The organism is Burkholderia sp. 9120, assembly GCF_000745015.1.
Classification (GTDB): domain Bacteria; phylum Pseudomonadota; class Gammaproteobacteria; order Burkholderiales; family Burkholderiaceae; genus Paraburkholderia.
The window spans coordinates 1,179,287-1,205,732 of record NZ_JQNA01000002.1; the positions used below are offsets into that span (position 1 = coordinate 1,179,287).

Below are 26,446 nucleotides of genomic sequence, written 5' to 3' on the forward strand. Positions count from 1 at the left end.
TCGAACCCCGTACCGTTTCACTCAATCGTGCCTGCTCCTGGCAAAGCGCGACACCATATGCGTCGCCATCCCGCGAAAGCCGCCCTGCACGCCGCGCCACAGCCGCGGCAAGGCCCAGCCGGCCAGCATCAGGAAGCCGACCATCAGCACCAGAAACGCCACCGGCACGAACAGCGCGAGCAGCATGCCGCCGAACACGAGGCCGTCTTCCGCGGTCGACGTGACCACGTTCGACACCGGTTCCGGCGACAGATTGATCAGCGCGCGCGTACCGGCTTTAGCCAGATGCGCGGTGCCCGCCAGCGTGCCGCCCGCGAGTGCGGCGACCGTCAGCAGCGCCGGATCGGCATGGCCGAGCGCGCCGGCGGCCAGCACGGCGCCGGCCGGAATGCGGATGAAGGTGTGAATCGCGTCCCACAGCGAATCGAACGCGGGGATCTTGTCGGCGAGAAATTCGGTGACGGTCAGCACGCCGGCCACGCCGATCACCCAAGGCGACGACAGCGCGGACAGCGTATCGGGAAGATGGATCAGGCCGAGCCGGGCGAACACGCCGGCCAGCAGGACCGTCAGATAGAGGCGCAGACCGCTGCCCCATGAGAGGCCAGCAGCGAGCGAAAGTGATTCAAGCATGGCCGCCTCCGGGCGCGCTGTGCGTGCCGGGCGCTTCGACGGTAAAAGCAGGCGGAGCCACCGCACCGAAGTCGTCAGACCCGCGCCAAGCCGGCCGCGCCAAGCAGGCCGCGGGCAATGTCAGGTTGGATTCGATCTCATTATAGCCACGTTAATTCGCAGAACGCAGAGACGTGAACAATTGGCGAATTCTAACGGCCCGTGTGGCGGGTGGATTGCCGCAATTTTCGTGCTTTTTGAGGCGAATTGTAAGGTTTTCGGGACACCTGGCCGACGCCTCAATGCCCCGACGACAGTTTCAATCCGATCAGCCCGATCACGATCAATGCCGCGCTGGCCACCCGCGCCAACGTCAACGCTTCGCCCATCATCACGATGCCGAAAATGAACGCGCCGACCGCGCCGATCCCCGTCCACACTGCGTAGGCGGTGCCGAGCGGGAGCTGGCGCATCGCCATGGCGAGCAGCACGAAGCTGCCGAGGGCGGTCACGATCGTGAACACGGACGGCCCCAGGCGGGTGAAACCTTCGGAGGTTTTGAGACCGGCGGCCCAGGCCACTTCGAGCAAACCGGCGATCAACAGAAGAAACCAGGACATGAGACAACTCCATGGTCAGATGGGGCCGTCCCCGTTTGTAGCGGATGCGTAAGGTCGTCCTTACGATGTGTAATTATATCAAAATAGCCCGCGAGCCGCTCCCGGCCGGCCAGCAGCGGCTCCGCGCGCGGTTCGGGGCCTCGTTCGCGGCCTCGTTCGGGGCATGGTTCGGGGCCTCGTCGACCTGCCGTCAAACCGCTCCGACCAGACGGTAACCCACCCCCGTTTCCGTGACGATATGCTCCGGCTGCGCCGGGTCGCGCTCCAGCTTGCCGCGCAAATGCGCCATGTAGATGCGCAGATAGTGATGGCTTTCGACATGCGACGGCCCCCACACATCGCGCAGCAGTTGCCGGTGCGTCAGGACGCGGCCGGCATGGCGCACCAGCGTCGCGAGCAGCCGGTATTCGATCGGCGTCAGATGGATCGCCGCGCCGTCGCGGGTGACCTGGCGCAAGGCCAGATCGATGGTCACCGCGCCGAAGCTCACCTGCGGCGATTCGTTCGCGCCGCCATGATTGCGCCGCCGCATATGGGCGCGAATCCTCGCCAGCAGTTCCGACACGCCGAACGGTTTGGTGAGGTAGTCGTCCGCGCCGGCATCGAGCGCGGCGACCTTCTCGCTCTCCTGGGTGCGCGCCGACAGCACGATCACCGGCAGCTCGCTCCAGCCGCGCAATTCGCGGATCACGTCGAGGCCGTCGGTGTCGGGCAGGCCGAGATCGACGATCACCAGATCAGGCTTGCGGGTGGCCGCTTCGACCAGGCCCTGCTTGCCGGTTTCGGCGTCGTGCACGACGATGCCCTCGCCTTCCAGCGCCGTGCGCACGAAGCGGCGAATCTGTTTTTCGTCTTCGATCAGAACGACGGTGATGCTCGGGTCACTCATGGGTGGGCTTGACCAACGGGGGGTTAAGTGATGAATCGTCGGCGTGACCGGCGAACTCGCCATGCGTCGGAGCATCCAGCTCTTCGTCTTCCAGCACGTCCGGCGCGTCGGGCGGCGTTTCCACCGGCAGCGTAAACCAGAAGCGCGCGCCTTCGACGCGGCCGTCCGCGGCCACCCGGTTGAGCGCGCCGATTGTACCGCCGTGCGCTTCGACGATCGCGCGGCAGATCGCAAGGCCGAGACCGATGCCCGGCTTGGCCGATTCCTTCTCGCCGCGCGTGAATTTCTCGAACACGCGCGCTTCCATACCGGCGGGTAGTCCGGGGCCGTTATCGTCGACGCAAACGCGCACGAACGACTTGCCGTCCGCGTCGAGCCGTTGCGCGCCAATGGTCAGCGGCGTGTCCGGCGCGGTGTATTTGGCCGCGTTCTCGAACAGGTTCGAGAAGAGCCGCTCCATCAGCACCGCGTCGAGATGCAGCAGCGGCAAATCGCCCGGCAGTTTGACCTGCACCGGGTGTTTCGCCAGCACGCGTTTGCACGCGCGCAACGCGGCGCCGACGGTTTCTTCGAGTAGCGTCCACTGTTGATTGAGTTGCAGACTGCCCGCCTGCAACCGCGCCATATCGAGCAGATTCGTAACGATGCCGGTCATGCGCAACGCTTCCTCGTGAATCGCTTCGACAAGATCGTCGCCGGGTTGCGCTTGCGCATGGGCTTCACGCGACTGCGCCAGCATCGACGAAAACCCGACGATGGTCGTCAACGGCGTGCGAAGATCGTGCGAGATCGCGGACAACAGCGAATTGCGCAGGCGCTCCGATTCCATGTTGACGAGCGCGTCGCGCGCAATGTCGACGTAGTGCACCCGCTCCAGCGCGAGCGCGATCTGCGCGGCGAACGCGTCGAGCATGCGTTGCTGCTCGGGCACGTCGAGCTCGCGTTCGTCGCGCATCACGACCGCGAGCACGCCGCGCGTACGCATCGGCGCCTTCAGCGGCAAATACAAAGCGGCGGCGGCCGGCAGCGTGTCGGTGCCGTGGCCGGCCGGCTTCTGCTGATCGTAGACCCACTGGCCGACGTCGATATCGAGCAGCTCGCCTTCGAGCGTAACGGCCGCGTCCGGGTCCTCGATTTTCTGCTTCACCTGATCGACGCTATCCGGCAACAACATCGCCACGCGCGCGCCGAACACCTCGCTGACGTGACGGCTGCCGATCTCGACGATCTGCTCGGTGGTCAGCGCGGCGGCCAGCTCGCGCGCCATCGCATACATTGCGCCGGTGCGTTGCTCGCGACGCCGCGCGACGCTCGCCTCGCGGCGCAGGCTCGACGTCAGATGGCTGATCACGAGCGAGGTCAGCAGCATGCCGAAGAAGGTCAGCAAGTACTGCGTATCCGACACCGACAGCGACATGCGCGGCGGCACGAAGAAGAAATCGAACGCGGCCACGCTCAGGAACGACAGCACCACGCCGGGGCCGCGCCCGAGTTTCACCGCGGTGAAGATCACGCCGAGCAGATACAGCATGACCAGGTTGGTCAGATCGATGTGATCGATCAACTGACTCGACAGCAGCGTGATAGCCGTGCAGATCGCCAGTGCGATGCCGTACGCGCGCGGCGGCGAACGGCGTTCGCGCGCCGCGCTCAACGCATCGCGCCACGCGTTCGCGGTGGTGTTCAGCAAATGCCGATGCTCGCCGCCGTCCCGATCGGACGACGCTCGAATCAGCGTGAGATCGAGTTCGCCGGTCTGTTCGGCTAGGCGCTCGCCAAGTGGACGGCGCAACCAGCGCTGCAGGCCGGTACGCGCCGATGCGCCCGCCACCAGCTTCGACACGTTGCGGGCCTGCGCGTAGCTGACCAGCGCGGCCACTGCATCGGTGCCCGCGAGCGTCGCGGTTTCCGCGCCGAGTTCGGCGGCCAGCTTCAGCGCATTGAGCGTGCGTTCACGGCGCGCGTCGGGCAGGCGTTGCAGCGCGGGCGTCTCGACATACACGGCGAGCCAGTCGGCCTTCAGGCTGGCGGCGAGGCGGGCTGCCGCGCGCACCAGCATCGGCGCTTCCGGGCCTGGGCCGACGCATACCAGCAAGCGCTCGCGCGCCTGCCAGATGCGCTGGATCGAACGGTCGGCACGATACTCGCGCATCTGCGCATCCACGCGATCGGCGGTACGGCGCAGCGCCAGTTCACGCAGCGCGATCAGGTTGCCCTTGCGGAAGAAATTGCGCACCGCGCGCTCGGCCTGCTGCGGCAAATACACTTTGCCGTCACGCATGCGGTCGAGCAGTTCCTCGGCCGGCAAGTCGACCAGCGTGACTTCGTCGGCGCGATCGAACACGCGGTCCGGCACCGTCTCCCACACGCGAATCCCGGTGATCTGGCCGACCACGTCGTTCAGACTTTCGAGGTGCTGCACGTTGACCGTGGTGTAGACGTCGATGCCCGCGTCGAGCAGTTCGTAGACGTCCTGCCAGCGCTTCAGATGCCGCGCGCCCTGCACGTTCGAATGCGCGAGTTCGTCGACGAGGATCAGCGTCGGCTTGCGCGCGAGCGCGGCGTCGAGATCGAACTCGCCGAGCTTGCGGCCGCGATACTCGATCTGCTGCAGCGGCAGCACGTCGAGCCCGTCGAGCAGCGCAGCGGTTTCGCTGCGGCCATGCGTTTCGGCGATGCCGACCACCACGTCCGCGCCTTCGTCGTAACGGCGCCGCGCGGCCTGCAACATTGCGTAGGTCTTGCCCACACCCGCCGACGCGCCGAAGAAAATCTTCAGCCGGCCACGCTGACGTTTCTCTTCGTCGCGTTGCAGTTTGTCGAGCAATTCATCAGGATCGGGGCGGTTCATGCTCAATGGTTTTCATAGTTGGACGAGCGACGGTGTATGCATGGTGGCACGCCGGCGGCCGGCCCGCAAATAGGGGTGCCGCGCGCTGGGGTGCATTGCCTGCGGATCACGGTCGCGCTCCGTCAAAAAAACAAAGGCGGCGTCGTGCGGACGCCGCCTTTGCGAAGTACTGAACGTGCTATCAACCGTGCTTCATCTCGTCCAGCGCCAGATTCAATTGCAGCACGTTGACACGCGCCTCGCCGAGCACGCCGAACTGACGGCCGCTCGTATAACGGTCCACCAGCGCCTGCACGTCGTTGACCGCCAGCTTGCGCGCGTTGGCAACGCGTTCGATCTGATACGCAGCCGCCGCCGGGCTGATCTCCGGATCGAGACCGCTGCCTGACGAGGTCACCAGATCCACCGGCACCGGCTTCGACATATCGGTGCCGGCGGCCTTCAACGCGTCGATACGGCCTTTGACTTCGTCGAGCAGCGCCGGGTTGGTCGGCCCGAGATTCGAACCGCTCGAACCCGTCGCGTTATACGGCATCGGGCTGGTGGCCGACAGACGGCCCCAGAAATACTGCGGCGCGTCGAACTGCTGGCCGATCAGCTTCGAGCCGACCACCTTGCCGTTCTGTTCGATCAGGCTGCCGTTGGCCTGATCGTGGAAAGCCGCCTGGCCGACCGCGGTCATCACGGCGGGATAAGCGAGTCCGGTGACGGCGGTCAGCACCGCGAAGATCACGATTAACGGACGGAACAGATTTTTCATGATGTTTAATCTCTCTTGAGCTTTAGCGTTCTCAAACCCAGCCGAACGCGGCCAGCACCATATCGATCAGCTTGATGCCGATGAACGGCACGATGATCCCGCCCAGACCGTAGACCAGCAGATTGCGGCGCAACAGCACCGCCGCGCCGAGTGCCCGGTAACGCACACCCTTGAGCGCCAGCGGAATCAGCAGCACGATGATCAGCGCGTTGAAAATCACCGCCGACATGATCGCCGAGGCCGGCGTGGCCAGATGCATCACGTTCAGCGCGTTCAACGCCGGATAGGTCGTGGCGAACGCGGCCGGAATGATCGCGAAGTACTTGGCGACGTCGTTGGCGATCGAGAAGGTGGTCAGCGACCCGCGTGTCATCAGCATCTGCTTGCCGATCTCGACGATCTCGATCAGCTTGGTCGGGTTCGAATCGAGGTCGACCATGTTGCCGGCTTCTTTCGCCGCCTGCGTGCCGGTGTTCATCGCCACCGCGACATCGGCCTGCGCGAGCGCCGGGGCGTCGTTGGTGCCGTCGCCGGTCATCGCCACCAGACGGCCTTCGGCCTGGTGCGCGCGGATCGTGGCGAGCTTCGCTTCCGGCGTGGCTTCGGCGAGGAAATCGTCGACGCCCGCTTCCGCGGCAATGGCGGCGGCCGTCAGACGGTTGTCGCCGGTCACCATGATGGTCTTGATGCCCATCTTGCGCAGTTCGGCGAAACGCTCCTTGATGCCGCCCTTCACCACGTCCTTCAACTCGATCACGCCGAGCACGCGCGCGCCCTGCTCGCCCTTTTCGGCGACCACCAGCGGCGTGCTGCCGCGCCGCGCGACTTCGGCCACGGCGTTGCTGACTTCGTTCGGGAAACGGCCGCCGTGCGCTTCGACGTAGTTCTTCACCGCGTCGGACGCACCCTTGCGGATTTCACGGCCCGGCAGATCGACGCCGCTCATCCGCGTTTGCGCGGTGAAGGCGAGGAACACGGCCTGCAGCGAAGCCATATCGCGTTGGCGGATGTTGAAGCGTTGCTTGGCCAGCACGACGATGCTGCGGCCTTCCGGCGTTTCATCGGCGAGCGACGACAACTGCGCGGCGTCCGCGAGCGCTTCTTCGGTGAGGCCGGGCGCCGGCACGAATTGCGATGCCTGACGGTTGCCGAGCGTGATCGTGCCGGTCTTGTCGAGCAGCAGCACGTCGACGTCGCCGGCGGCTTCCACCGCGCGGCCCGAGGTGGCGATCACGTTGGCCTGCATCATCCGGCTCATACCGGCCACGCCGATCGCCGACAACAGCCCGCCGATGGTGGTCGGAATCAGACACACCAGCAGCGCGACCAGCGCGGTGATCGTCACCACGTGGCCGGATTTGGCGGCTTCGACCGAGAACATCGAGAACGGCAGAAGCGTGGCGGTGGCGAGCAGCATCACGATGGTCAGTGCGACCAGCAGAATGGTCAGCGCGATTTCGTTCGGCGTTTTCTGACGCTTGGCGCCTTCCACCATCGCGATCATGCGGTCGAGGAACGCCTCGCCCGGATTCGCCGTGACGCGCACGACGATCCAGTCGGACAGCACACGCGTGCCGCCCGTCACCGACGAAAAATCGCCGCCCGACTCGCGGATCACCGGCGCGGATTCACCGGTAATCGCCGATTCGTCCACCGACGCGACACCGTCGATCACTTCGCCGTCGGCCGGAATCACGTCGCCGGTTTCGACCAGCACGACATCGCCCTTGCGCAGATCGGAAGCCGTCAGAATGCGGATCGGCGACTTCGGATGCGGCTCGTTGAGCTTCTTGGCCATCACGTCTTTCTTCGCGCTGCGCAGCGACGCGGCCTGAGCCTTGGAACGGCCTTCGGCGAGCGCTTCCGCGAAGTTGGCGAACAGCACCGTGAACCACAGCCACAAGGTGACCGCGAGAATAAAGCCCGCGGGCGCCTCGGCCTGGCCGCCGAGCGCGGCGATCCAGAGAATGGTGGTCAGAATGCTGCCGACGTACACGCAGAACATCACCGGATTACGGAACTGCGTGCGCGGCGTGAGCTTTTTAAAGGAGTCCACGATCGCCGGGCGCAGCAGCGCCGGATCGAACATGGACCTGGTTGCATTATGTTCAGTCATTGAATCCTCGAATTTCCCGTTTGCACCTGTTCAGTCTTGGGTCGCATGTGTCATGTCGGGCCGCTCAATGCGCGCCCATCATCATCAGATGTTCGACACCAGGACCGAGCGCAAGCGCAGGCACATAAGTCAGCGCACCGACCAGCAACACCGTGCCGAGCAGCAGCACGACGAACAGCGGGCCGTGCGTGGGCAGCGTGCCGCCGGTCACGCCGATACGCTTTTTCGACGCCAGCGAACCGGCAATCGCGAGCACCGGGACGATCGTGCCGAAGCGGCCGAACCACATCGCGATCGCGGTGAGCCAGTTGTAGAACGGCGTGCTCACGGTCAGGCCGGCGAACGCACTGCCGTTGTTATTGGCGGCCGAGCTGAACGCGTAGAGGATTTCAGAGAAGCCGTGCGCGCCGGGGTTGGCGATACCCGCCTTGCCCGCGTCGCTCAGCACCGCGATCGACGTGCCCACCAGCACCAGCATTGGCGTGAGCAGCACCACGATCGACACCATCTTCATCTCGTACGCTTCGATCTTCTTGCCGACGTATTCCGGCGTACGGCCGATCATCAGGCCCGCCACGAACACCGCCAGCAGCGCGAACACAAGCATCCCGTACATACCGGAACCGACGCCGCCGAAGATCACTTCGCCGAGTTGCATGAGCAGCATCGGATAGAGGCCGCCGATCGGCGTCAGCGAGTCGTGCGTATTGGCGACGGCGCCGCACGAAGCCGCCGTGGTGGCGACCGTGAAGATGCCCGACTGCGCGATACCGAAGCGCGTTTCCTTGCCTTCCGCGTTACCGCCCGCCTGCAGCGCATTGGCCGACTGATCGACGTGCAACGCGGTGAAGGCCGGATTGCCGCTCTGCTCCGCGCTGATCTCGCCGAACACGCAGACGCCGAACGCGATCGTCATCGCCGCGAGCACGGCCACGCCCTGCTTGCGGTCCGCGATCATGCGACCGAACACCAGCGCCAACGCCGCCGGAATGATCAGGATCGAGAAGATCTGCAGGAAGTTCGAGAACGGCGTCGGGTTTTCATACGGATGCGCCGAGTTGCCGTTGAAGAAGCCGCCACCGTTGGTGCCGAGCATCTTGATCGCTTCCTGCGACGCCACCGGACCCATGGCGAGCGTCTGCGTCTTCACGGGCGTGTCGACCGTCACCGCATTGCCCTTCGCGTCCTTCACCGGATTGCCTTGCGCGTCGAGCTTCGGCGCGGCGTAGGTGGTGGTTTGCAGCGTCGGAACGTCCTCATAGGCCTTGAAGTTCTGGATCACGCCCTGGCTCATCAGCACGGCCGCGATGATCGCCGACATCGGCAGCAGCACGTACAGCGTCACGCGCGTCAGGTCGACCCAGAAATTGCCGATGGTCTGCGCGGTGTGACGCGCGAAGCCGCGAATCAACGCGATCACCACCACGATGCCGGTGGCCGCGGAGAAGAAGTTCTGCACGGTCAGGCCGAGCATCTGCGTCAGATAGCCGACGGTCTGTTCCGGCGTGTAGTCTTGCCAGTTCGTGTTGGTCACGAAGCTGACGGCCGTGTTGAACGCGCCGTCTACCGTCATCGGGCCGAACTGCTGCGGGTTGCCCGGCAGCCACTGTTGCACGCGCAACAACGCGTACAGGAACAGCGCGCCCAAGGCATTGAACGCGATCGTGGCGATCGCGTAGTGCTTCCAGCCCATTTCCTTCGACGGATCGACACCCGCGATGCGATACAGCAGACGTTCGAGCGGCCCGCCCAGGCGCACCACGCGCGAGCTGCCGTCCATCACGGCGCTGAGATAGCGGGACATCGGCACCGCGGCGGCCAGCAGCACGACGATGAAGAGGCCCGCCTGCAGGACATTGTTCGAGTTCATTCAATGTCCTCCGCGCGCAACAGCGCATAGACCAGATAAGCAAACAGCAGCGCGGTAGCGGCGCCTGACAACCAGAGAATCCAGTTCATGACCGCGCTCCCTGCCCACGACGAAACTGCATCAACTTCTCGCAGCCGGCAATCAATGCAAAGGTCAGCGCGAAAAACAGCACCAGCCCCCCGACATACAGCACATCCATTTTTGTTCTCCATATCACGGACTTTGGATAGGTGGAACGTTATGCCGAACCGCGTAAAGGCCTGGTCAAAGAGTCCGCTTGAGGTGTAAAAATCGCGTAAACGGACGGCCTGTTCCGGCGGTCGTTAATGGCTGGAATAGATGGAATAGAGGGGAGCGGGCAAGGCGGTGACAGCGAGCGGCTCGACTGATTCGAGCGCGGCGGTGAAGCAGAAGGGGCAAGGCGTGGCGGCGGCGCGATCGATCGCACCGCCGCGCGACTATGACGCGTTAGTTATTGAGGCAGCAGTACCGTCGACCCGGTCGTCCGGCGCCCTTCCAGCTCGGCGTGCGCCTGACCGACATCCGCCAGTGCGTAGCGCTGATTGATGCTCGTCTTCACCTTGCCCGACACCAGCACGTCGAACAGTTCCGTCGACATCGACTCGTACTCGGCCCGTTTGGCGATATATGTGAACAACGTGGGACGCGTAAAGAACAGCGAACCCCGCCCCGCGAATTCCGACGAATCGATCGGCGGCAACGGTCCCGATGCATTGCCGAAGCTCACGAACATGCCGAGCGGCGCGAGGCAATCGAGCGAGGCCGTAAACGTGTCCTTGCCGATCGAGTCGTACACCACCGGCACACCCGCGCCGTTGGTGATCTCACGCACGCGCCTGGTGAAGTTCTCGCGCGTGTAGACGATCGCGTGGTCGCAGCCGTGCGCCTTGGCGATCTCCGCTTTTTCGTCGGAGCCGACGGTGCCGATCACGGTCGCGCCGAGCGCTTTCGCCCATTGGCACACGAGCAGCCCGACGCCGCCGGCCGCCGCCTGAATCAGGATCGTGTCGCCGGCCTTCACCGGATAGGTACGGCGCAGCAGATACTGCGCGGTCAAACCTTGCAACATCACCGAAGCCGCCTGCTCGTCGGTCAGCGCGTCGGGCACCTTGACGACTTGCGCCGCCGCCAGCACGCGTTCCTGCGTATAAGCGCCGGGCGGACGCGCGACGTAGGCGACGCGATCGCCAGTCTTGAAGCCGGTCACGTCCGCGCCGACCGCGGTCACCTCACCGGCCGCTTCCATGCCGAGACCGCCGGGCAGCGGCAACGGGTAGAGGCCCGTGCGGAAATAGACGTCGATATAGTTCAGCCCGACCGCCGTCTGCCGGATGCGCAACTCGCCCGCGCCCGGCTCGCCTACCTCGACGTCGACCCATTTCATCACTTCCGGGCCGCCGGTTTTGTCAAATCGGATTGCTTTGACCATCATGTCTCCTTGATGTGATGTTGCGTGAATGCGGGGCAAGGCCCGCCTTCGAAACCGCCGCTTCAGGCCTGCTGCTTCTGGCGCAAGGTCAGCACGTCGAGCACCATGCGCGCCGTCGAAATATTCGTCGCGCACGGAATGTTATGCACGTCGCACGCGCGCACCAGCGCGTTGATGTCCGGTTCGTGCGGCTGCGGCGTCATCGGATCGCGCAGAAAAATCACCATGTCCACGCGCCCTTCCGCGAGTTGCGCGCCGATCTGCAAGTCGCCGCCATGCGGGCCCGACAGCATCCGCTCGACCGTCAGGCCGTGCGTGTCGGCAATCCGACCGCCGGTCGTGCCGGTCGCGACGATCTCGCAACGCCGCAGCGTCTCGACGTATTCGCCGGCCAGTTTGACGATGTCGTCTTTCTTGTGATCGTGCGCGATCAGCGCAATGCGGGTGCTCATGACGTAAGACTCCTGAAACCGTTGTGATTGTCGTTGTTGTAGTGAGGATGAAACCGCGGGCACGCGCTCAGGCACGCGCCCGTATGAAACGGGAAGAACCCGGACCGCTCAGAACGTGCCTGGATAAGCGCCGCCGTCGATCAGCCAGTTCTGGCCGGTGATGTACCCCGCATGCACGCTGCACAGAAACGCGCAGGCGCGGCCGAATTCGTCGCTCGTGCCGAAGCGGCCGGCGGGGATCGTCTTCATGCGCTGCTTGCGCGCGTCGTCGACGGAAATGTTTTGCGCCTTGGCTTGCGCGTCGAACGTGACGGCGATGCGGTCGGTGTCGAACAGGCCCGGCAGCAGGTTGTTGATCGTCACGCCGGTCGGCGCGACCTTGCGCGCGAGTCCGGCGACGAAACCGGTCAGCCCCGAGCGCGCGCCGTTCGACAGGCCGAGCACGTCGATCGGCGCCTTCACCGCCGAACTGGTGATGTTGACGATCCGCCCGTAGCCGCGTGCGCTCATCGAGTCGATGGTCGCGCGGATCAGCTCGATCGGCGTGAGCATGTTGCTCTCGAGCGCGCGGATCCAGTCCTCGTGCGTGAAGTTGCGGAAGTCGCCCGGCGGCGGGCCGCCCGCGTTATTGACCAGAATGTCCGGCTGCGGACAGGCCGCGAGCGCGGCCGCGCGGCCCTCCGGCGTGGTGATGTCGCAGGCCACCGTCTTCACTTCCACGCCGCTCTGGCGGCGAATTTCCGCGGCGGTCGCTTCGAGCGTTTCCGCGGTGCGAGCGACGATCGTCAGGTTGACGCCCTCGGCGGCGAGCGCTTCGGCGCAACCGCGCCCCAGGCCCTTGCTGGCCGCGCAGACCAGCGCGGTGCGTCCGGCGATTCCCATGTCCATGGTGTGTGTCCTCGTGATGGCCAAGCGTTGCACAGAATCCCCCGATTCTAGAAGAATCGGTGCCGGACTGCGCCGGGTCGCTGCAATCTCCGGTATCGTCGGACGGTACTCTTTCGGTAAACTTGCGCCGTGGCGCGTCCGCCAGCCAGCCTCAGCCAACCTCAGGCCGGCCCGGCGACACGCCGAACCGATCCCTCTAGCCGCCGCTCGTGCCCCCCCGCCATGACTCAGGACAGCCGTTTCCCCAATCTTTTCATCCTCGATCACCCGCTGATCCAGCACAAGCTGTCGCATATGCGTGACCGGGACACCTCGACTCGCACGTTCCGCGAACTGCTGCGTGAAATCACGCTGCTGATGGGTTACGAAATCACCCGCAATCTGCCCATGACCACGCGCCGCCTGACCACGCCGCTGGTGGAGATCGACGCGCCGGTGATCGCCGGCAAGAAGCTCGCCATCGTGCCGGTGCTGCGGGCCGGTATCGGCATGTCGGACGGTTTGCTGGAACTGGTGCCGTCGGCGCGGGTGGGTCACATCGGCGTGTATCGCGCCGACGACCACCGCCCGGTCGAATATCTGGTGCGCCTGCCGGACCTCGAAGACCGCATCTTCATTCTGTGCGACCCGATGGTCGCGACCGGCTACTCGGCCGTGCACGCGGTAGACGTGCTCAAGCGCCGCAACGTGGCCGGCGAGAACATCATGTTCCTCGCGCTGGTGGCCGCGCCGGAAGGCGTGCAGGTGTTCCAGGACGCGCATCCGGACGTCAAGCTGTACGTCGCGTCGCTCGATTCGCACCTGAACGAGCACGCGTACATCGTGCCGGGTCTCGGCGACGCCGGCGACCGGTTGTTCGGTACGAAGAACTGAGAATTGCATGAAAAAGTGCGGGTTAGCGGGCGTAAAACGCCGCTGCCCCGCACTTTCGTCACCGTTTCCCGCCGCCTCCCCCTCTGCCGCACCCCGCCGCCATGATAAAATTCGAATCCGCTCAAAGAGCGGCTTAACTGGCGCTATTGCCCGGCGCATCGCGCCTTCACACGGGCGGCGAACCTCGGGCAACCCGCTTTGGGAAGCGGGTCAAGGGCGCCTGGACACGGCCGGGGCTTACCCCGTGCGGTCACACACCAGACGGTTAGACATCGAGGCGCGCCATCGCGATTCCCACGCGCAAGCGCCCGACATCGCAACGACAATTGCACAATGCGTGCGCCCCACTGGCGCGCGCGACGGAGAAAGGTATGGCGGGTCATTCGAAATGGGCCAACATCAAGCATAAGAAAGCAGCGGCCGACGCCAAGCGCGGCAAGGTCTGGACGCGGCTCATCAAGGAAATTCAGGTCGCGGCGCGCATGGGCGGCGGCGACATCGACTCGAACCCGCGTCTGCGGCTCGCCGTCGAAAAGTCGTACGACGCCAACATGCCGAAAGATAACGTCAACCGCGCGATCCAGCGTGGCGTAGGCGGAGTCGACGGCGCAAGCTACGAAGAAATCCGCTACGAAGGCTACGGCATCGGCGGCGCGGCGGTGATCGTCGACACCATGACCGACAACCGTACCCGTACGGTGGCGGACGTGCGTCACGCGTTCTCGAAGAACGGCGGCAACATGGGCACGGACGGCTCGGTGTCGTTCATGTTCGATCACGTCGGCCAGTTCCTGTTCGCGCCCGGCACGGCGGAAGACAAGCTGATGGAAGCCGCGCTCGAAGCCGGCGCCGACGACGTCGTCACGAATGAAGACGGCAGTATCGAAGTGCTGTGCCCGGCGAACGATTTCCCGAAGGTGAAGACCGCGCTCGAAGCCGCGGGCTTCAAGGCCGAACTGGCCGAGGTCACGATGAAACCTCAGACGGAAGTCGAATTCACCGGCGACGACGCGCTGAAAATGCAGAAGCTGCTCGACGCGCTGGAAAATCTGGACGACGTGCAGGAAGTCTATACAAACGCCGCGATCGCCGACGAATGAGCGCGCCACGGCGGCGCGCCGGCATCGCGAACGTTGCGGGTATTCCACGGCTGAGCTGTCCGCGTCAGCCGTTTATGGTTTTTAAGTCTCGGGGATTCACATGAAGTTACTCGTCGTCGGTTCCGGCGGTCGCGAACATGCGCTCGCATGGAAGCTCGCGCAATCGCCGCGGGTTCAGCTCGTCTACGTCGCGCCGGGCAATGGCGGCACCGCGCAAGACGAACGTCTGCGCAACGTCGACATCACCGAGCCGGCCGCGCTCGCCGATTTCGTCGAGAAAGAACAGATCGCCTTCACGCTGGTCGGTCCGGAAACGCCGCTGGCGGCCGGTATCGTCAATCTGTTCCGCTCGCGCGGTCTGAAGATTTTCGGGCCGACCAAAGAAGCCGCCCAGCTCGAAAGTTCGAAAGACTTCGCGAAGGCGTTCATGAAGCGTCACGCGATTCCCACGGCCGAATACGAAACCTTCGCCGACGTCGCCGCCGCGCACGCCTATCTGGACACCAGGGGCGCGCCGATCGTGATCAAGGCCGACGGCCTCGCCGCCGGCAAGGGCGTGGTGGTCGCGCTGTCGCTGGAAGAAGCGCACGCCGCGGTCGACATGATGCTGTCGGACAACAAGCTGGGCGATGCCGGCGCGCGCGTCGTGATCGAGGAATTCCTCGCCGGCGAAGAAGCGAGCTTCATCGTGATGGTGGACGGCAAGCATGTGCTGCCGCTCGCCTCGAGCCAGGACCACAAGCGTCTGCTCGACGCCGACCAGGGCCCGAATACCGGCGGCATGGGCGCGTACTCGCCCGCGCCGATCGTCACGCCGCAACTGCATGCGCGCGTGATGCGCGAAATCATTCTGCCCACCGTGCGCGGCATGGAGAAGGAAGGCATCCGCTTCACCGGCTTCCTGTACGCGGGTCTGATGATCGACGCGCAAGGCAACCCGAAAACGCTCGAATTCAACTGCCGGATGGGCGACCCGGAAACGCAGCCGATCATGGCGCGTCTGAAGGGCGACTTTTCGAAGGTGGTCGAGCAGGCGATTGCCGGCACGCTCGACACGGTCGAACTGGAATGGGACCGCCGCACCGCGCTGGGTGTCGTACTCGCCGCGCACAACTATCCGGACACGCCGCGCAAGGGCGACCGCATCAACGGGATTCCCGCTGAAACGGTGGATTCGGTCACGTTCCACGCCGGCACCACGCTCGCCGACGGCAAGCTGACCACCTCGGGCGGCCGCGTGCTGTGCGTGGTCGGTCTGGCGGATTCGGTGCGCAGCGCGCAGTCGGTCGCGTACGAAACGATCAACCAGATCGCCTTCGACGGCATGCAGTATCGCCGCGACATCGGCTACCGCGCGTTGAACCGCAAGCACGACGCCAGGACCGAAGGCAAGCACTAAGCGGCCACGCCGCTTCCCCGCGTGTGGCGCCGGCGGCGCTACACTGCGGGTCTTCGCGGCGGCGCTTTGCCGTTGAATCCGGCGGCGCGACGAGCGCCGCCCTCAGTATCTGCATTCATGACCGATTCGAGCTACGACGCACAAGCCGTGCGCAGCTGGCTGCAAGGCCTGCAATCGCACATCGCGGACACGCTCGGCGCGTTCGACGGCACCACGTTCGCCACGGACGCCTGGCAGCGCGCGCCCGGCGAAAAGCTGCGCGGCGGCGGCTGCACGCGGATTCTCGAAGGCGGCCAGTTCTTCGAGCGGGCCGGCATCGGCTTTTCGGACGTCGCGGGCGACGCGCTGCCGGGTTCGGCGAGCGCGGCGCGTCCGCAACTGGCCGGCCGTGGTTTCGAGGCAATGGGCGTGTCGCTCGTGCTGCACCCGCACAATCCGCACTGCCCGACCGTGCATATGAACGTGCGCCTGCTGATCGCGACCAAGGCCGGCGAAGAGCCGGTGTTCTGGTTCGGCGGCGGCATGGATCTGACGCCGTACTACGGCTACGAAGACGACGCGCAGCATTTTCACCGCACCTGCCGCGATGCGCTGCAGCCTTACGGCGCCGACCTGTACCCGAGTTTCAAGCGCTGGTGCGACGAGTATTTCTTCCTCAAGCACCGCAACGAACCGCGCGGCATCGGCGGGATTTTCTTCGACGATTTTTCGGCGCCGGGCTTCGATCAGTCGTTCGCGATGCTCAGGAGCGTTGGCGACGCGTTCCTCGCCGCCTATATGCCGATCGTCGAAAAGCGCCGCAACATTCCGTATGGGCCGGCCGAGCGCGATTTTCAGGCTTACCGGCGTGGACGCTACGTCGAGTTCAATCTGGTCTTCGACCGTGGCACACTGTTCGGGCTGCAGAGCGGCGGACGCACGGAGTCGATCCTGATGTCCATGCCGCCTGTGGTGAACTGGCGTTACAACTGGCAGCCCGAAGCGGGCACGCCGGAAGCGCGTCTTTACAGCGATTTTCTCGTGCCGCGCGACTGGGTGTGACGCGCTTTCCGCCCGCACCGCCCCGCACATGGCCACGACAAAGGACCTTCACCTGAAGCCGAACGCTCACCCTGCTGCCCTGCCGCGCCGGATCGGACTGCTAGGCGGCACTTTCGACCCGATCCACGACGGCCATCTCGCGCTCGCGCGGCGTTTTGCCGAGGTGCTGCAACTGACCGAACTGGTGCTGCTGCCGGCCGGCCAGCCGTGGCAGAAATCGGACGTCTCGCCGGCCGTGCATCGCCTCGCCATGACCCGCGCGGCGGCTGGTGAGCTGGTGCTGCCGCACGCAAGCGTGCGTGTCGCAACCGACGAGATCGATCACGAGGGTCCGACTTATACGCTCGACACGCTGCAACGCTGGCGTGAACGCGAAGGCAAGGATGCATCGATAGCGCTGTTGATGGGCGCGGATCAACTGGTGCATCTCGACACATGGCGCGACTGGCGGCGCCTGTTCGACTTCGCACATATTTGCGCGGCCACCCGGCCCGGTTTCGACCTCGCGTCGATCCCACCGGCGGTCGCTCATGAAATCGACGCGCGCCGTGCCCGCGCCGACGTTCTGCAAGCCACGCCCTGCGGCCACTTGCTGATCGATACGACGCTTGCGTTCAACGTCTCGGCCACCGACATTCGCGCGCATCTGCGCGAACAGGTAAGCCAGCGGCTCGCCCTCGCGGGCGCCGAGCCGCAAGACCAGAGCCAGGCCCGGGCCGCAAGCCATGTCCCCACCGCGGTGTGGGACTATATTCTTCAACATCATCTGTACCACCGGTAACCCCATGGATATTCGTAAACTGCAACGCGTGATCGTCGACGCTCTCGAAGACGTCAAAGCGCAAGACATCAAGGTGTTCAACACCAGCCACCTGACCTCGCTGTTCGATCGCGTGATCGTCGCGAGCGGCACCTCGAACCGCCAGACCAAGGCGCTCGCGTCCAACGTGCGCGATAGCGTCAAGCAAAACGGCGGCGACGTCATCAGCACCGAAGGCGACGACGTCGGCGAATGGGTGCTGGTCGATTGCGGCGACGCGGTCGTCCACATCCTGCAACCGGCGCTGCGCCAGTACTACAACCTCGAGGAAATCTGGGGTGACAAGCCGGTGCGCATCAAACTGTCCACGCCCGATCCGTTCGGCGGCGCGCGTTCGAGCGAACCCGACGAAGAGGAAGACGAAGAAGAAGCGCCGGCCGTGAAGAAGCCCGCGCGCAAGACGCCGGTTCGCCGCAAGTAAGCGCAACGGCCGGCCTTGCGCCGGCACGTCGTCAAAGTCTTCGAAGTCTTCGATTCCACCGCTGATGAAACTGCATATCCTCGCCGTCGGCCACAAGATGCCGGACTGGATCGCCACTGGCTTCGACGAGTACGCGAAGCGCATGCCGCCCGAGTTGCGTATCGAGCTGCGCGAGATCAAGCCCGAGCAGCGTTCGTCCGGTCGGCCGGCGGAAAGCGTGATGGCGGCCGAGCGTCAGAAGATCGAAGCCGCGTTGCCGAAGAACGCGCGCATTGTCGCGCTCGACGAGCGCGGCAAAGACTGGACCACCATGCAACTGGCGGGCGCACTGCCCGACTGGCAGCAGGACGGCCGCGACGTGGCGTTTCTGATCGGCGGTGCGGACGGGCTCGACCCCGATCTGAAAGCGCGCGCCGACATGCTGTTGCGCGTGTCGAGCCTGACCTTGCCGCACGCGATGGTCCGCGTGCTGCTCGCCGAACAGCTTTACCGCGCGTGGACCATCACGCAGAATCACCCCTACCATCGCGTGTGAGCGAACGAGGCTGCTGAAGGAAACGCGTGTTTCGAGCACTTCGTGCGTCTCACGCGCTGTTCCGATTCATCGAGACCTGTTCATGCCCACGTCCGCCGATTCACTGCCTCCGCTGCATCCGTTCGTCTACCTCGCTTCGCAAAGCCCACGCCGCCAGGAGTTGTTGCAACAGCTCGGCGTGCGTTTCGAATTGCTGCTGCCCCGCCCCGATGAAGACGCCGAAGCGCTCGAAGCCGAGTTGCCCGACGAGTCCGCGCGCGACTACGTGCAGCGCGTCTGCGTCGCCAAGGCGCAGGCGGCACGCGCGCGTCTCGAAGCCGGCGGTCACGCCGCGCGACCGATTCTGGTTGCGGATACAACCGTCACGATCGACGGCGCGATTCTCGGCAAGCCGCTCGACGCCGACGACGCCGTCGCGATGCTCACGCGCCTCGCCGGTCGCGACCACGAAGTGTTGACCGCCGTCGCCGTAATCGATGCACAGGGCGCGTTGCTGCCCGCCGCGCTGTCGGTGTCGAAGGTGCGTTTTGCTGCACTGCACGCAGACGCAATTCGTCGCTATGCGGCGAGCGGCGAGCCGCTCGGCAAAGCGGGCGCATACGGCGTGCAGGGACGCGCCGCCGAGTTTATCGAACATATCGACGGGTCCTATTCAGGTATCATGGGTTTGCCACTTTTTGAAACCGCTGCGCTCCTGCGCGCAGTGCGCATCGACTTCTAAAACAACACCATGAATGAAGAAATCCTGATCAATGTCACGCCGCAGGAAACGCGCGTCGCGCTAGTCCAGCAAGGCGCCGTCCAGGAACTTCACGTCGAACGAACGCTGTCGCGCGGCCGCGTCGGCAACGTCTATCTCGGCAAGGTCGTCCGTGTGTTGCCGGGCATGCAATCCGCCTTCATCGACATCGGTCTCGAACGCGCCGCGTTTCTGCACGTCGCCGATATCTGGCATCCGCGCATTGCCGGCGAGCCGCAACATCAGGCGCCGCATCAGCCGATCGAAAAGATCGTCTTCGAAGGTCAGACGCTGATGGTGCAGGTCGTGAAGGATCCGATCGGCACCAAGGGCGCGCGGCTCTCCACGCAAGTGAGTATTGCCGGGCGCACGCTCGTGTATCTGCCGCAGGAGCCGCATATCGGCATCTCGCAGAAGATCGAGAGCGAGGCCGAACGTGAAGCGGTGCGCGCGCGCTTAACCGCTGTGCTGCCCGCCGACGAAAAAGGCGGCTACATCGTCCGCACCATCGCCGAAGATGCGACCAGTGAAGAACTCGCCGGCGACGTCTCCTATCTGCGCAAGACCTGGGCAACCATCATCTCGCAAGGTCAGCGCATGCCGCCGACCAGCCTGCTCTATCAGGATCTGAATCTCGCGCAGCGCGTGCTGCGCGATTTCGTCAACGACGACAGCTCGCGCATTCAGGTCGACTCGCGCGAGACGTATCAGATGCTCGCCGACTTCGCCGCGGAGTTCACGCCGGCGGTGTCGTCGAAACTGCATCACTACACCGGCGAGCGGCCGCTCTTCGATCTGTACAACATCGAGGCGGAAATTCAGCGCGCATTGTCGCGCCGCGTGGATCTGAAGTCGGGCGGCTATCTGGTGATCGACCAGACCGAAGCCATGACCACGATCGACGTGAACACCGGCGGCTATGTCGGCGCGCGCAACTTCGACGATACGATCTTCAAGACCAATCTCGAAGCCGCGCATACCATCGCGCGGCAGTTGCGGCTGCGCAATCTCGGCGGCGTGATCATCATCGACTTCATCGACATGGAGAACGTCGAGCATCGCGATCAGGTGCTGGGCGAGTTGAAGAAGGCGTTATCGCGCGATCGCACGCGCGTCACCGTGAATGGTTTCTCGCAGCTTGGGCTGGTGGAAATGACGCGCAAGCGCACGCGCGAATCGTTGGCGCATGTGCTGTGCGAACCGTGTCCGGTTTGCCAGGGCAAGGGGCAGGTCAAGACGCCGCGTACGGTGTGCTACGACGTGCTGCGCGAGATTCTGCGCGAGTCGCGGCAGTTCAACCCGCGCGAGTTTCGCGTAGTGGCATCGCAGCAGGTGATCGATCTGTTCCTCGAGGAAGAGTCGCAGCATCTGGCCATGCTGATCGATTTCATCGGCAAGCCGGTGTCGTTGCAGGTGGAGTCGAATCTGAGTCAGGAGCAGTACGACATTGTGCTGATGTAGGCGGCGCGGCTCGCCGCCCACCGCCCCCGCTCGTTAATGCCCCAACCCGCTCGCCGCGACCTGCTGCTCCACGTACTGCGCAAATAACGCATGCACATGCGTCGTCGGATGCAGGTCGTCGGCGAACATATACGTCTGGTCGGCATTGGCCGCCGAGTACGTGGCTGGCGAGCACAGCAACGACGTGTCATCCGGCGTTTTCGACGGGTCGCAAGCCATCGCGGTGTTCGACACCGTAAAGCCGTAGCTCTGAAAGTTCGCGATGATCCCGTTCAGCCAGGTATAGGCGTCGACCAGGATCACCTTGCCTTGCAGCCCATTGGCTTGCAACGCCGTGGTGAGGTCGCTGTTGAAGAGTTGCGACAACTGGGTCAGGTTGGCCCCGCCGTCAGGCTGGGCGAGCCCTTTGGGCGACAGTCCGATATTCGGCAGGTTGACCACCACCACGTGCGTCGCGCCGTTCCCCACGATCTGCCCAACGACCTGCGCGAGCGCCGCAGCGGCCGTCTGCACGACCGGCGCGGCGGTCGGCAACGTGCCCGCACGCAGCACGTCGTTCGCGCCGGCCCACACGAGCACCAACTGGTTCGCATTGAAGCTCGTGTGAGCGCTCAGATAGCTCCCCACCTGCTGATTGACCGGCATCTCGACGTTGCCGATCACCGCGGTCAGGAAGTCGTACTGGTCGGCCGGCGTCGCCACCGTCGAACCGCCTTCCGCGTACCCCAAGCCACTCTGCGGACTCAGTTCATGCGTGAGGTTGATCGTGAATGCCGCGGTGAGCGTGTTGCCGTAGTACTGCGCGACGTCCTGAGTCCACACCTGTCCGGGATTGGTCGTGAAGCGTCCGCCGCCCACCGCACTCGCGATCGGCGCATACGTCCCGACATCCGAAAGACTGTCGCCAAACGACACCACCTGCAACGTGACGCCACCCGCCGGCGGCGTGGTGGTGCTGCCGCTCGAACTGCCGCCGCCGCTCCCGCCCCCGCATCCGGTCAGAAAGCAAATCGCACTGGTAAAAATTGCAGCGCATAGCGTTTGCTGAAGTCCTTTCATGACGGCTCCCTGCTGATCGGTCGGGCTGAGGCGGGCTTGCGCATGGCGCGGCGTATCGGTTGCCACACATTGCGCTGACGAGGATTCGCATCTCTGAGCAAGAAGCATGCGCCGGCGTCAGCGGACTTAGTGCGCCCTGTTTTTTCTCATTGACCCCGGTCAGCCGACAGGCGTATAACCATCCCATTGGATGGCATTGGGATGCCATTCAGATGCCAAACGGAGTATGAATGCCTAAACTCAACCTCGTCGATACCTCGCGCCCGAAAGGCGGCGAGACTGAAAAGATCACCATCAATCTCGGCCCGGTCGACCTCGGGCAGATCGATCTGCTGGTCGAAGAAGGCTTTTATTCGAACCGCACCGATCTGATTCGCACGGCGATCCGTAACCAGCTCGCGGTGCATGCGCAGGTCGTCACGGAAACCGTAACGCGCCGCGCAATGGTGCTCGGCCTGCAGCACTTCTCGCGGGGCGATCTCGAAGCCGCGCAGGCCGCCCATGAGCAACTCGACATTCACGTGCTCGGCCTTGCCAGCATCGCCGCCGATGTGCCGCCGGAACTGGCGACGGCCACGATCGCATCGGTGGAGGTGCTGGGGGCGTTTCACGCGTCGCCCGCGGTCAAGGCGGCGCTCGCGGGCCGCATCCGCTAGGCGAGCTTTTCGATAGATAGATTGATTGCATGGCGTAACCCGTGGCGCACTTCACCGAGCGTCGCTCACGCCTCAACTCAGGCCAACGCAAACCATCATGAAAGTGAACGAAGATTTTTTAAAGTCGATGAAAGAAGCCTTCGACCTGTTGCGCACGAAAGGCCCGAAGGAAGCCACTGCAGCGGTTCAACGAGCGCTCGCGGGCGGCAAAGGCCATGGACACGGCAGCGGCGATGGTGGCGGCAACGCCGGCAACAGCGCACAACACGCGCAGCCTGGACAACCCAACGCCGCGCCCCCAAACACGCACCCCAACATGCCTCGCAGCGCGGGCGAATGGTCGCAGGCGTGGACCAACGCCTACGCTCAAACTCAGGCGCACCAACCTCCCCACACCCAAGCCGACACCACGATCGACGCCGACGCCCCCGGCGTCTTCAGCACGCACACGTTCAGCAATCACGCGGGCCAACGCGGCTACAAGCTGTACGTGCCCGCTGTCTATAACAGCACCCCGCTGCCGCTGATCGTCATGCTGCACGGCTGCACGCAGAACGCCGACGACTTCGCCGCCGGCACGCGCATGAACGAGCTGGCGGAGCGTCACGGCTTCCTCGTCGTCTATCCGAATCAATCGCAGGCGGCGAATCACTCGACCTGCTGGAACTGGTTCAAACCTGAGGATCAGCAACGCGATCAGGGCGAACCGTCGTTGATCGCCGGCATTACGCGCGAGGTGATGGCGCGCTATCGCGTGGATCCGGCGCGGGTGTATGTCGCGGGTCTGTCGGCAGGCGGCGCGATGGCGGACATCATGCTGACCACGTCGCCCGATCTGTACGCCGCCGCCGGAGTGCATTCAGGCCTGGCCTACGGCAGCGCGAAGGGTCTGCCCTCGGCGCTCGCCGCGATGAAGGGCGGCATGGGCGCGCAACGGCATCGTACTCACGCCGCGCCGCAACGTCCGCTGATTGTGTTTCATGGCGACGCGGATCAGACCGTGCATCCGTCGAATGGGATCGCACTCGTCGCGCCGTTCGATGCCAGCACCACGGATCTCACCGCAAGCACGATCGCCGCCGCGCAATCGGACACCACCCGCGCGACCCACGCACAGCGCCGCTATACCGTGCAGCGCCGGCTCGCCGCGAACGGCGTCGAGGCGGAGTACTGGTCGATTCACGGCGCGGGCCATGCGTGGTCCGGCGGCAGTCCGCGCGGCACGTACACGGACCCGTCGGGCCCCGACGCCGCTGCGGAAATGGTGCGATTCTTCCTCGCTCATCCACGGCAACGGTGAGCGGTGACGTCAGGCGGCGGCAAGCGACATCAAGCGGCAGCAAAGAGCGGCGACGATAACGACAACACCCAACCCACCCCGCCGCCCTCACGCCCGCTATGCGAAAATGCCCTATACCGATCGTGGAGCACGCATGGCCGACCTCACATCTTCCGTGTCTTCGAGCCTTGAAGACAACTGCGCAAGAGAACCCATCCACATTCCCGGCGGCATCCAGCCGCACGGCTTTCTGTTCAGCCTCGCCGCCGACGGCACGGTGCTGCAGGTCAGCGCGAATATCGCCGCCATCACCGGCATGCCGCCCGAGCGCGCGTTGGGCGAACCGGCCGCGCAACTCGTCGGCGACGCGTGGGCCGCGCGCATCGTCGAGGCGCTAGGCACGCATCAGGAAGACGGCATTCCGCTTTACCTCGGCTCCATGAGCGGCCCGCGCGCGCGCCAGGCCGGCACGCAGCCTTCTCACGAAGCCGACACATCCGGCATGCCGTTCGCGGTGATCGTGCATCGTCATCAGGACATTGCGATCGTCGAACTGGAACCGGCACGCGGCACGCTCGACGTGTTCTCGTCGATGTACCCGCTGGTGCGCACGTTCATCAACCGTCTGCAAGAGGTGGACAGCGTCGACGGCCTCGCGCAGTTGGCCGCCGACGAAGTGCAGCGCATCACCGGCTTCGGCCGCACGATGGTCTACAACTTCGACGAAGCCGGCAGCGGGCACGTGATCGCCGAACATCTCGAACCGGGCTACGCGTCCTATCTCGGCCAGCGCTTTCCCGGCTCCGACATTCCCGCGCAAGCGCGCGCGCTTTATGTGCGCAACCGCATCCGCCTGATCGCCGACGCCGACTATCAGGCCGCGCCGCTCGTGCCGCCGCTGCATCCGTCGACGGGTCGGCCCACCGACCTTACCTTCTCGTCGCTGCGCAGCGTCTCGCCAGTCCACGTGCAGTACATGAAGAACATGGGCACGCTGTCGTCGATGTCGATGTCGATCGTGGTGCGCGGCAAACTGTGGGGGCTGATCTCCTGCCATCACGACAGCGCGCGGGTGCCGCCGTTCGAAGTGCGCAGCGCGTGCGAGCACATCGCGCAGGTGCTGTCGCTGCAAATCGAAGCAAAGGAAGCCCACGCGGAATCCGAATACCGCCTCGCACTGCGCCGCACGCTCGCGCGCTCGCTCGCCGCGATGGCCAACACGGATAGCTTCGCCGACGCGCTCGTCAACGCCCCAAAAGATCTGCTCGGGCTGACCGCGTCGGACGGCGCGGCGATCGTCTTCGACGGCCGCATTCTGCGGGTCGGCGCCACGCCGCCGGAAGCGGCCGTGGCGAGGCTCGTCGAATGGCTCGACACGCAGGTCGACGACACCTTCGCGACCGACTCGCTCGCCACCGCGTGCCCGGTTCTGCCGGCTCATCCGGACTACGCGGGCCTGCTCGCCGTGTCGATCTCGAAGCTGTTTCGCAACTACGTGCTGTGGTTTCGCGAGGAAGTCGTGCAAACGATCCAGTGGGCCGGCGACCCGCGCGCAAAACTGGCCGGCCTCGCCGATTCGCTATCGCCGCGCAAAAGCTTCGACGTCTGGACCGACACCGTGCGGGGCCATTCGCTCGCGTGGCGCCCCGCCGAACTCGAAATCGCGCTCGAATTCCGCACCGCGCTGCTCGGTATCGTGCTGCGCCGCGCGGAGGAACTCGCGCAACTGGCGCTCGAACTCGGGCGCGCCAACAAGGAGCTCGAAGGGTTTTCGTACACGGTGTCGCACGATCTGCGCGCACCGCTGCGGCACATCGTCGGCTTCGCCGATCTGCTGCGCGATATGGAAAGCGAGCGCCTGTCCGAACGCGGCCGGCATTTCGTCGAGCGGATCATCTCGTCGGCGCGCTTCGGCGGCAAACTGGTCGACGATCTGCTCGCCTTCTCGCAGATGGGCCGCGCGGCGCTGCGTGCGCAATCGGTCGAGCTGACGCCGATGATCAACGCGCTGATCGCCGACGAAGCGAAAGACGCCGCGCCGCGCGAGATCGCCTGGCGTGTCGGCGACCTCGGCCACGTCACCGCCGACGCGGTGCTACTGCACGTGGTGCTCCGAAATCTGATCGAGAACGCGGTAAAATTCACGTCCACCCGCGAGCACGCCGTGATCGAAATCGGCCGCCATGCGGGCGAAGCGGAACTCGCCGGTCAAGACGTTTTCTTCGTCAAAGACAACGGTGTCGGTTTCGACATGCGCTACGTCGACAAACTCTTCGGCGTGTTTCAACGGCTGCATCGCGTCGAAGAATTTCCCGGTACGGGCATTGGGCTTGCTGGTGTCAAACGCATCGTCGAACGGCATGGCGGAAAAACGTGGGCCGTCGGCGAAATCGGTCAGGGCGCGGCGGTGTATTTCTCGCTGCCGCGGGTGTTCATTGCCGACGCCAGCCAGGGCGAGGAGTCCGCGGCGGCGGCGGTGGCGCGGCTGACCGCGTTGTCGCCGGGCAAGCGCTTCCGCCCGGTGCCGAAGGAGTCGAAAGATGAACCGAAATGAA

General features: G+C 64.8%; 25 protein-coding genes. 12 read left to right on the top strand and 13 right to left on the bottom strand.

From position 1 onward, the window contains the following. Nucleotides 1–21 precede the first annotated feature (21 nt). The 12 genes from FA94_RS13485 to FA94_RS13540 all read right to left on the bottom strand — a co-directional run bounded on the left by FA94_RS13485 (nt 22) and on the right by FA94_RS13540 (nt 12,508). Nucleotides 22–633: a DUF4126 domain-containing protein gene (locus tag FA94_RS13485; protein ID WP_035551846.1), complete on the bottom strand. Its 612-nt coding sequence runs from the start codon at nt 631–633 to the stop codon at nt 22–24. A 278-nt stretch (nt 634–911) separates the two neighbouring features. Beyond that, nucleotides 912–1,232, bottom strand: coding sequence for a quaternary ammonium compound efflux SMR transporter SugE (gene sugE, locus FA94_RS13490; protein ID WP_035551852.1), 321 nt, complete (start codon nt 1,230–1,232; stop codon nt 912–914). Nucleotides 1,233–1,422: 190 nt separating this feature from the next. Continuing rightward, nucleotides 1,423–2,121, bottom strand: coding sequence for a two-component system response regulator KdpE (gene kdpE, locus FA94_RS13495; RefSeq protein ID WP_035551861.1), 699 nt, complete (start codon nt 2,119–2,121; stop codon nt 1,423–1,425). Further along, nucleotides 2,114–4,972 carry a DUF4118 domain-containing protein gene (locus tag FA94_RS13500; protein ID WP_035551863.1) on the bottom strand — a complete coding sequence of 953 codons (2,859 nt, stop codon included), beginning with the start codon at nt 4,970–4,972 and terminating at the stop codon, nt 2,114–2,116. Before FA94_RS13500 ends, kdpE begins: the two co-directional genes overlap by 8 nt. Before the next feature lie 181 nt (nt 4,973–5,153). After that, complete coding sequence (gene kdpC, locus FA94_RS13505; RefSeq protein ID WP_035551864.1) at nt 5,154–5,732, bottom strand: potassium-transporting ATPase subunit KdpC; 579 nt, start codon at nt 5,730–5,732, stop codon at nt 5,154–5,156. Nucleotides 5,733–5,763: 31 nt separating this feature from the next. After that, nucleotides 5,764–7,848, bottom strand: a complete 2,085-nt coding sequence (kdpB, locus tag FA94_RS13510; RefSeq protein WP_035551865.1) for a potassium-transporting ATPase subunit KdpB — start codon at nt 7,846–7,848, stop codon at nt 5,764–5,766. Nucleotides 7,849–7,912: 64 nt separating this feature from the next. Continuing rightward, nucleotides 7,913–9,718 (bottom strand): potassium-transporting ATPase subunit KdpA, encoded by a 1,806-nt coding sequence (gene kdpA / locus FA94_RS13515; protein WP_035551866.1) that lies wholly within the window; start codon nt 9,716–9,718, stop codon nt 7,913–7,915. After that, nucleotides 9,715–9,807, bottom strand: a complete 93-nt coding sequence (gene kdpF, locus FA94_RS13520; RefSeq protein WP_007583461.1) for a K(+)-transporting ATPase subunit F — start codon at nt 9,805–9,807, stop codon at nt 9,715–9,717. The genes kdpA and kdpF overlap by 4 nt, the downstream gene beginning before the upstream one ends. Next, nucleotides 9,804–9,917: a hypothetical protein gene (locus FA94_RS13525; protein WP_028196918.1), complete on the bottom strand. Its 114-nt coding sequence runs from the start codon at nt 9,915–9,917 to the stop codon at nt 9,804–9,806. Before FA94_RS13525 ends, kdpF begins: the two co-directional genes overlap by 4 nt. A 273-nt stretch (nt 9,918–10,190) precedes the next feature. Next, entirely contained in the window at nt 10,191–11,168 is a 978-nt protein-coding gene (locus tag FA94_RS13530; protein WP_035551867.1) for a quinone oxidoreductase family protein, read from the bottom strand. 62 nt (nt 11,169–11,230) lie between these two features. Continuing rightward, nucleotides 11,231–11,620, bottom strand: a complete 390-nt coding sequence (locus FA94_RS13535) for a methylglyoxal synthase (RefSeq protein WP_035551868.1) — start codon at nt 11,618–11,620, stop codon at nt 11,231–11,233. Nucleotides 11,621–11,728: 108 nt separating this feature from the next. Then, nucleotides 11,729–12,508: an SDR family oxidoreductase gene (locus FA94_RS13540; RefSeq protein ID WP_035551869.1), complete on the bottom strand. Its 780-nt coding sequence runs from the start codon at nt 12,506–12,508 to the stop codon at nt 11,729–11,731. Nucleotides 12,509–12,730: 222 nt separating this feature from the next. Here FA94_RS13540 and upp point away from each other — a divergent pair, with 222 nt between their 5' ends. From upp to rng, 9 genes are all read left to right on the top strand, one after another. Beyond that, nucleotides 12,731–13,381 carry a uracil phosphoribosyltransferase gene (upp, locus tag FA94_RS13545; RefSeq protein ID WP_035551870.1) on the top strand — a complete coding sequence of 217 codons (651 nt, stop codon included), beginning with the start codon at nt 12,731–12,733 and terminating at the stop codon, nt 13,379–13,381. 371 nt (nt 13,382–13,752) lie between these two features. Continuing rightward, nucleotides 13,753–14,481: a YebC/PmpR family DNA-binding transcriptional regulator gene (locus tag FA94_RS13550; protein WP_035551871.1), complete on the top strand. Its 729-nt coding sequence runs from the start codon at nt 13,753–13,755 to the stop codon at nt 14,479–14,481. Between the two features lie 100 nt (nt 14,482–14,581). Next, nucleotides 14,582–15,880 carry a phosphoribosylamine--glycine ligase gene (purD, locus tag FA94_RS13555; protein ID WP_035551874.1) on the top strand — a complete coding sequence of 433 codons (1,299 nt, stop codon included), beginning with the start codon at nt 14,582–14,584 and terminating at the stop codon, nt 15,878–15,880. Between the two features lie 117 nt (nt 15,881–15,997). Next, nucleotides 15,998–16,921, top strand: coding sequence for an oxygen-dependent coproporphyrinogen oxidase (hemF, locus tag FA94_RS13560; protein WP_035551875.1), 924 nt, complete (start codon nt 15,998–16,000; stop codon nt 16,919–16,921). 28 nt (nt 16,922–16,949) lie between these two features. Further along, on the top strand, nt 16,950–17,702 hold the full coding sequence (locus tag FA94_RS13565) for a nicotinate-nucleotide adenylyltransferase (protein ID WP_035551878.1): 753 nt from the start codon (nt 16,950–16,952) through the stop codon (nt 17,700–17,702). 4 nt (nt 17,703–17,706) lie between these two features. Beyond that, on the top strand, nt 17,707–18,162 hold the full coding sequence (gene rsfS, locus FA94_RS13570) for a ribosome silencing factor (RefSeq protein WP_035551881.1): 456 nt from the start codon (nt 17,707–17,709) through the stop codon (nt 18,160–18,162). Nucleotides 18,163–18,226: 64 nt separating this feature from the next. Beyond that, nucleotides 18,227–18,697: a 23S rRNA (pseudouridine(1915)-N(3))-methyltransferase RlmH gene (gene rlmH, locus FA94_RS13575; protein WP_035551884.1), complete on the top strand. Its 471-nt coding sequence runs from the start codon at nt 18,227–18,229 to the stop codon at nt 18,695–18,697. Nucleotides 18,698–18,779: 82 nt separating this feature from the next. Then, on the top strand, nt 18,780–19,418 hold the full coding sequence (locus FA94_RS13580) for a Maf family protein (protein WP_035551886.1): 639 nt from the start codon (nt 18,780–18,782) through the stop codon (nt 19,416–19,418). Between the two features lie 9 nt (nt 19,419–19,427). Beyond that, entirely contained in the window at nt 19,428–20,897 is a 1,470-nt protein-coding gene (rng, locus tag FA94_RS13585; protein WP_035551889.1) for a ribonuclease G, read from the top strand. A gap of 33 nt (nt 20,898–20,930) precedes the next feature. On the opposite strand, the gene FA94_RS13590 is transcribed toward rng, so the two are convergent. Continuing rightward, a complete protein-coding gene (locus tag FA94_RS13590) occupies nt 20,931–21,956 on the bottom strand; it encodes an SGNH/GDSL hydrolase family protein (RefSeq protein ID WP_035551892.1) in 1,026 nt (341 codons plus the stop codon). Nucleotides 21,957–22,186: 230 nt separating this feature from the next. Between FA94_RS13590 and FA94_RS13595 the strand changes: the two genes are divergently transcribed. The 3 genes from FA94_RS13595 to FA94_RS13605 all read left to right on the top strand — a co-directional run bounded on the left by FA94_RS13595 (nt 22,187) and on the right by FA94_RS13605 (nt 26,445). Next, nucleotides 22,187–22,612, top strand: coding sequence for a ribbon-helix-helix domain-containing protein (locus tag FA94_RS13595; protein WP_035551896.1), 426 nt, complete (start codon nt 22,187–22,189; stop codon nt 22,610–22,612). Nucleotides 22,613–22,709: 97 nt separating this feature from the next. Then, the gene (locus FA94_RS13600) at nt 22,710–23,912 is read left to right on the top strand and encodes an extracellular catalytic domain type 1 short-chain-length polyhydroxyalkanoate depolymerase (RefSeq protein ID WP_035551899.1); all 1,203 of its coding nucleotides are present in this window, start codon (nt 22,710–22,712) and stop codon (nt 23,910–23,912) included. Between the two features lie 133 nt (nt 23,913–24,045). Beyond that, nucleotides 24,046–26,445, top strand: coding sequence for an ATP-binding protein (locus FA94_RS13605; protein WP_035551901.1), 2,400 nt, complete (start codon nt 24,046–24,048; stop codon nt 26,443–26,445). The last annotated feature ends 1 nt before the right edge of the window (nt 26,446 follow it).

Excerpts from the sequence above, each read along its gene's own strand:
- FA94_RS13485 (WP_035551846.1), bottom strand. The coding sequence starts at position 633 with ATGCTTGAATCACTTTCGCTCGCTGCTGGCCTCTCATGGGGCAGCGGT.
- sugE (WP_035551852.1), bottom strand. The coding sequence starts at position 1,232 with ATGTCCTGGTTTCTTCTGTTGATCGCCGGTTTGCTCGAAGTGGCCTGG.
- kdpE (WP_035551861.1), bottom strand. The coding sequence starts at position 2,121 with ATGAGTGACCCGAGCATCACCGTCGTTCTGATCGAAGACGAAAAACAG.
- FA94_RS13500 (WP_035551863.1), bottom strand. The coding sequence starts at position 4,972 with ATGAACCGCCCCGATCCTGATGAATTGCTCGACAAACTGCAACGCGAC.
- kdpC (WP_035551864.1), bottom strand. The coding sequence starts at position 5,732 with ATGAAAAATCTGTTCCGTCCGTTAATCGTGATCTTCGCGGTGCTGACC.
- kdpB (WP_035551865.1), bottom strand. The coding sequence starts at position 7,848 with ATGACTGAACATAATGCAACCAGGTCCATGTTCGATCCGGCGCTGCTG.
- kdpA (WP_035551866.1), bottom strand. The coding sequence starts at position 9,718 with ATGAACTCGAACAATGTCCTGCAGGCGGGCCTCTTCATCGTCGTGCTG.
- kdpF (WP_007583461.1), bottom strand. The coding sequence starts at position 9,807 with ATGAACTGGATTCTCTGGTTGTCAGGCGCCGCTACCGCGCTGCTGTTT.
- FA94_RS13525 (WP_028196918.1), bottom strand. The coding sequence starts at position 9,917 with ATGGATGTGCTGTATGTCGGGGGGCTGGTGCTGTTTTTCGCGCTGACC.
- FA94_RS13530 (WP_035551867.1), bottom strand. The coding sequence starts at position 11,168 with ATGGTCAAAGCAATCCGATTTGACAAAACCGGCGGCCCGGAAGTGATG.
- FA94_RS13535 (WP_035551868.1), bottom strand. The coding sequence starts at position 11,620 with ATGAGCACCCGCATTGCGCTGATCGCGCACGATCACAAGAAAGACGAC.
- FA94_RS13540 (WP_035551869.1), bottom strand. The coding sequence starts at position 12,508 with ATGGACATGGGAATCGCCGGACGCACCGCGCTGGTCTGCGCGGCCAGC.
- upp (WP_035551870.1), top strand. The coding sequence starts at position 12,731 with ATGACTCAGGACAGCCGTTTCCCCAATCTTTTCATCCTCGATCACCCG.
- FA94_RS13550 (WP_035551871.1), top strand. The coding sequence starts at position 13,753 with ATGGCGGGTCATTCGAAATGGGCCAACATCAAGCATAAGAAAGCAGCG.
- purD (WP_035551874.1), top strand. The coding sequence starts at position 14,582 with ATGAAGTTACTCGTCGTCGGTTCCGGCGGTCGCGAACATGCGCTCGCA.
- hemF (WP_035551875.1), top strand. The coding sequence starts at position 15,998 with ATGACCGATTCGAGCTACGACGCACAAGCCGTGCGCAGCTGGCTGCAA.
- FA94_RS13565 (WP_035551878.1), top strand. The coding sequence starts at position 16,950 with ATGGCCACGACAAAGGACCTTCACCTGAAGCCGAACGCTCACCCTGCT.
- rsfS (WP_035551881.1), top strand. The coding sequence starts at position 17,707 with ATGGATATTCGTAAACTGCAACGCGTGATCGTCGACGCTCTCGAAGAC.
- rlmH (WP_035551884.1), top strand. The coding sequence starts at position 18,227 with ATGAAACTGCATATCCTCGCCGTCGGCCACAAGATGCCGGACTGGATC.
- FA94_RS13580 (WP_035551886.1), top strand. The coding sequence starts at position 18,780 with ATGCCCACGTCCGCCGATTCACTGCCTCCGCTGCATCCGTTCGTCTAC.
- rng (WP_035551889.1), top strand. The coding sequence starts at position 19,428 with ATGAATGAAGAAATCCTGATCAATGTCACGCCGCAGGAAACGCGCGTC.
- FA94_RS13590 (WP_035551892.1), bottom strand. The coding sequence starts at position 21,956 with ATGAAAGGACTTCAGCAAACGCTATGCGCTGCAATTTTTACCAGTGCG.
- FA94_RS13595 (WP_035551896.1), top strand. The coding sequence starts at position 22,187 with ATGCCTAAACTCAACCTCGTCGATACCTCGCGCCCGAAAGGCGGCGAG.
- FA94_RS13600 (WP_035551899.1), top strand. The coding sequence starts at position 22,710 with ATGAAAGTGAACGAAGATTTTTTAAAGTCGATGAAAGAAGCCTTCGAC.
- FA94_RS13605 (WP_035551901.1), top strand. The coding sequence starts at position 24,046 with ATGGCCGACCTCACATCTTCCGTGTCTTCGAGCCTTGAAGACAACTGC.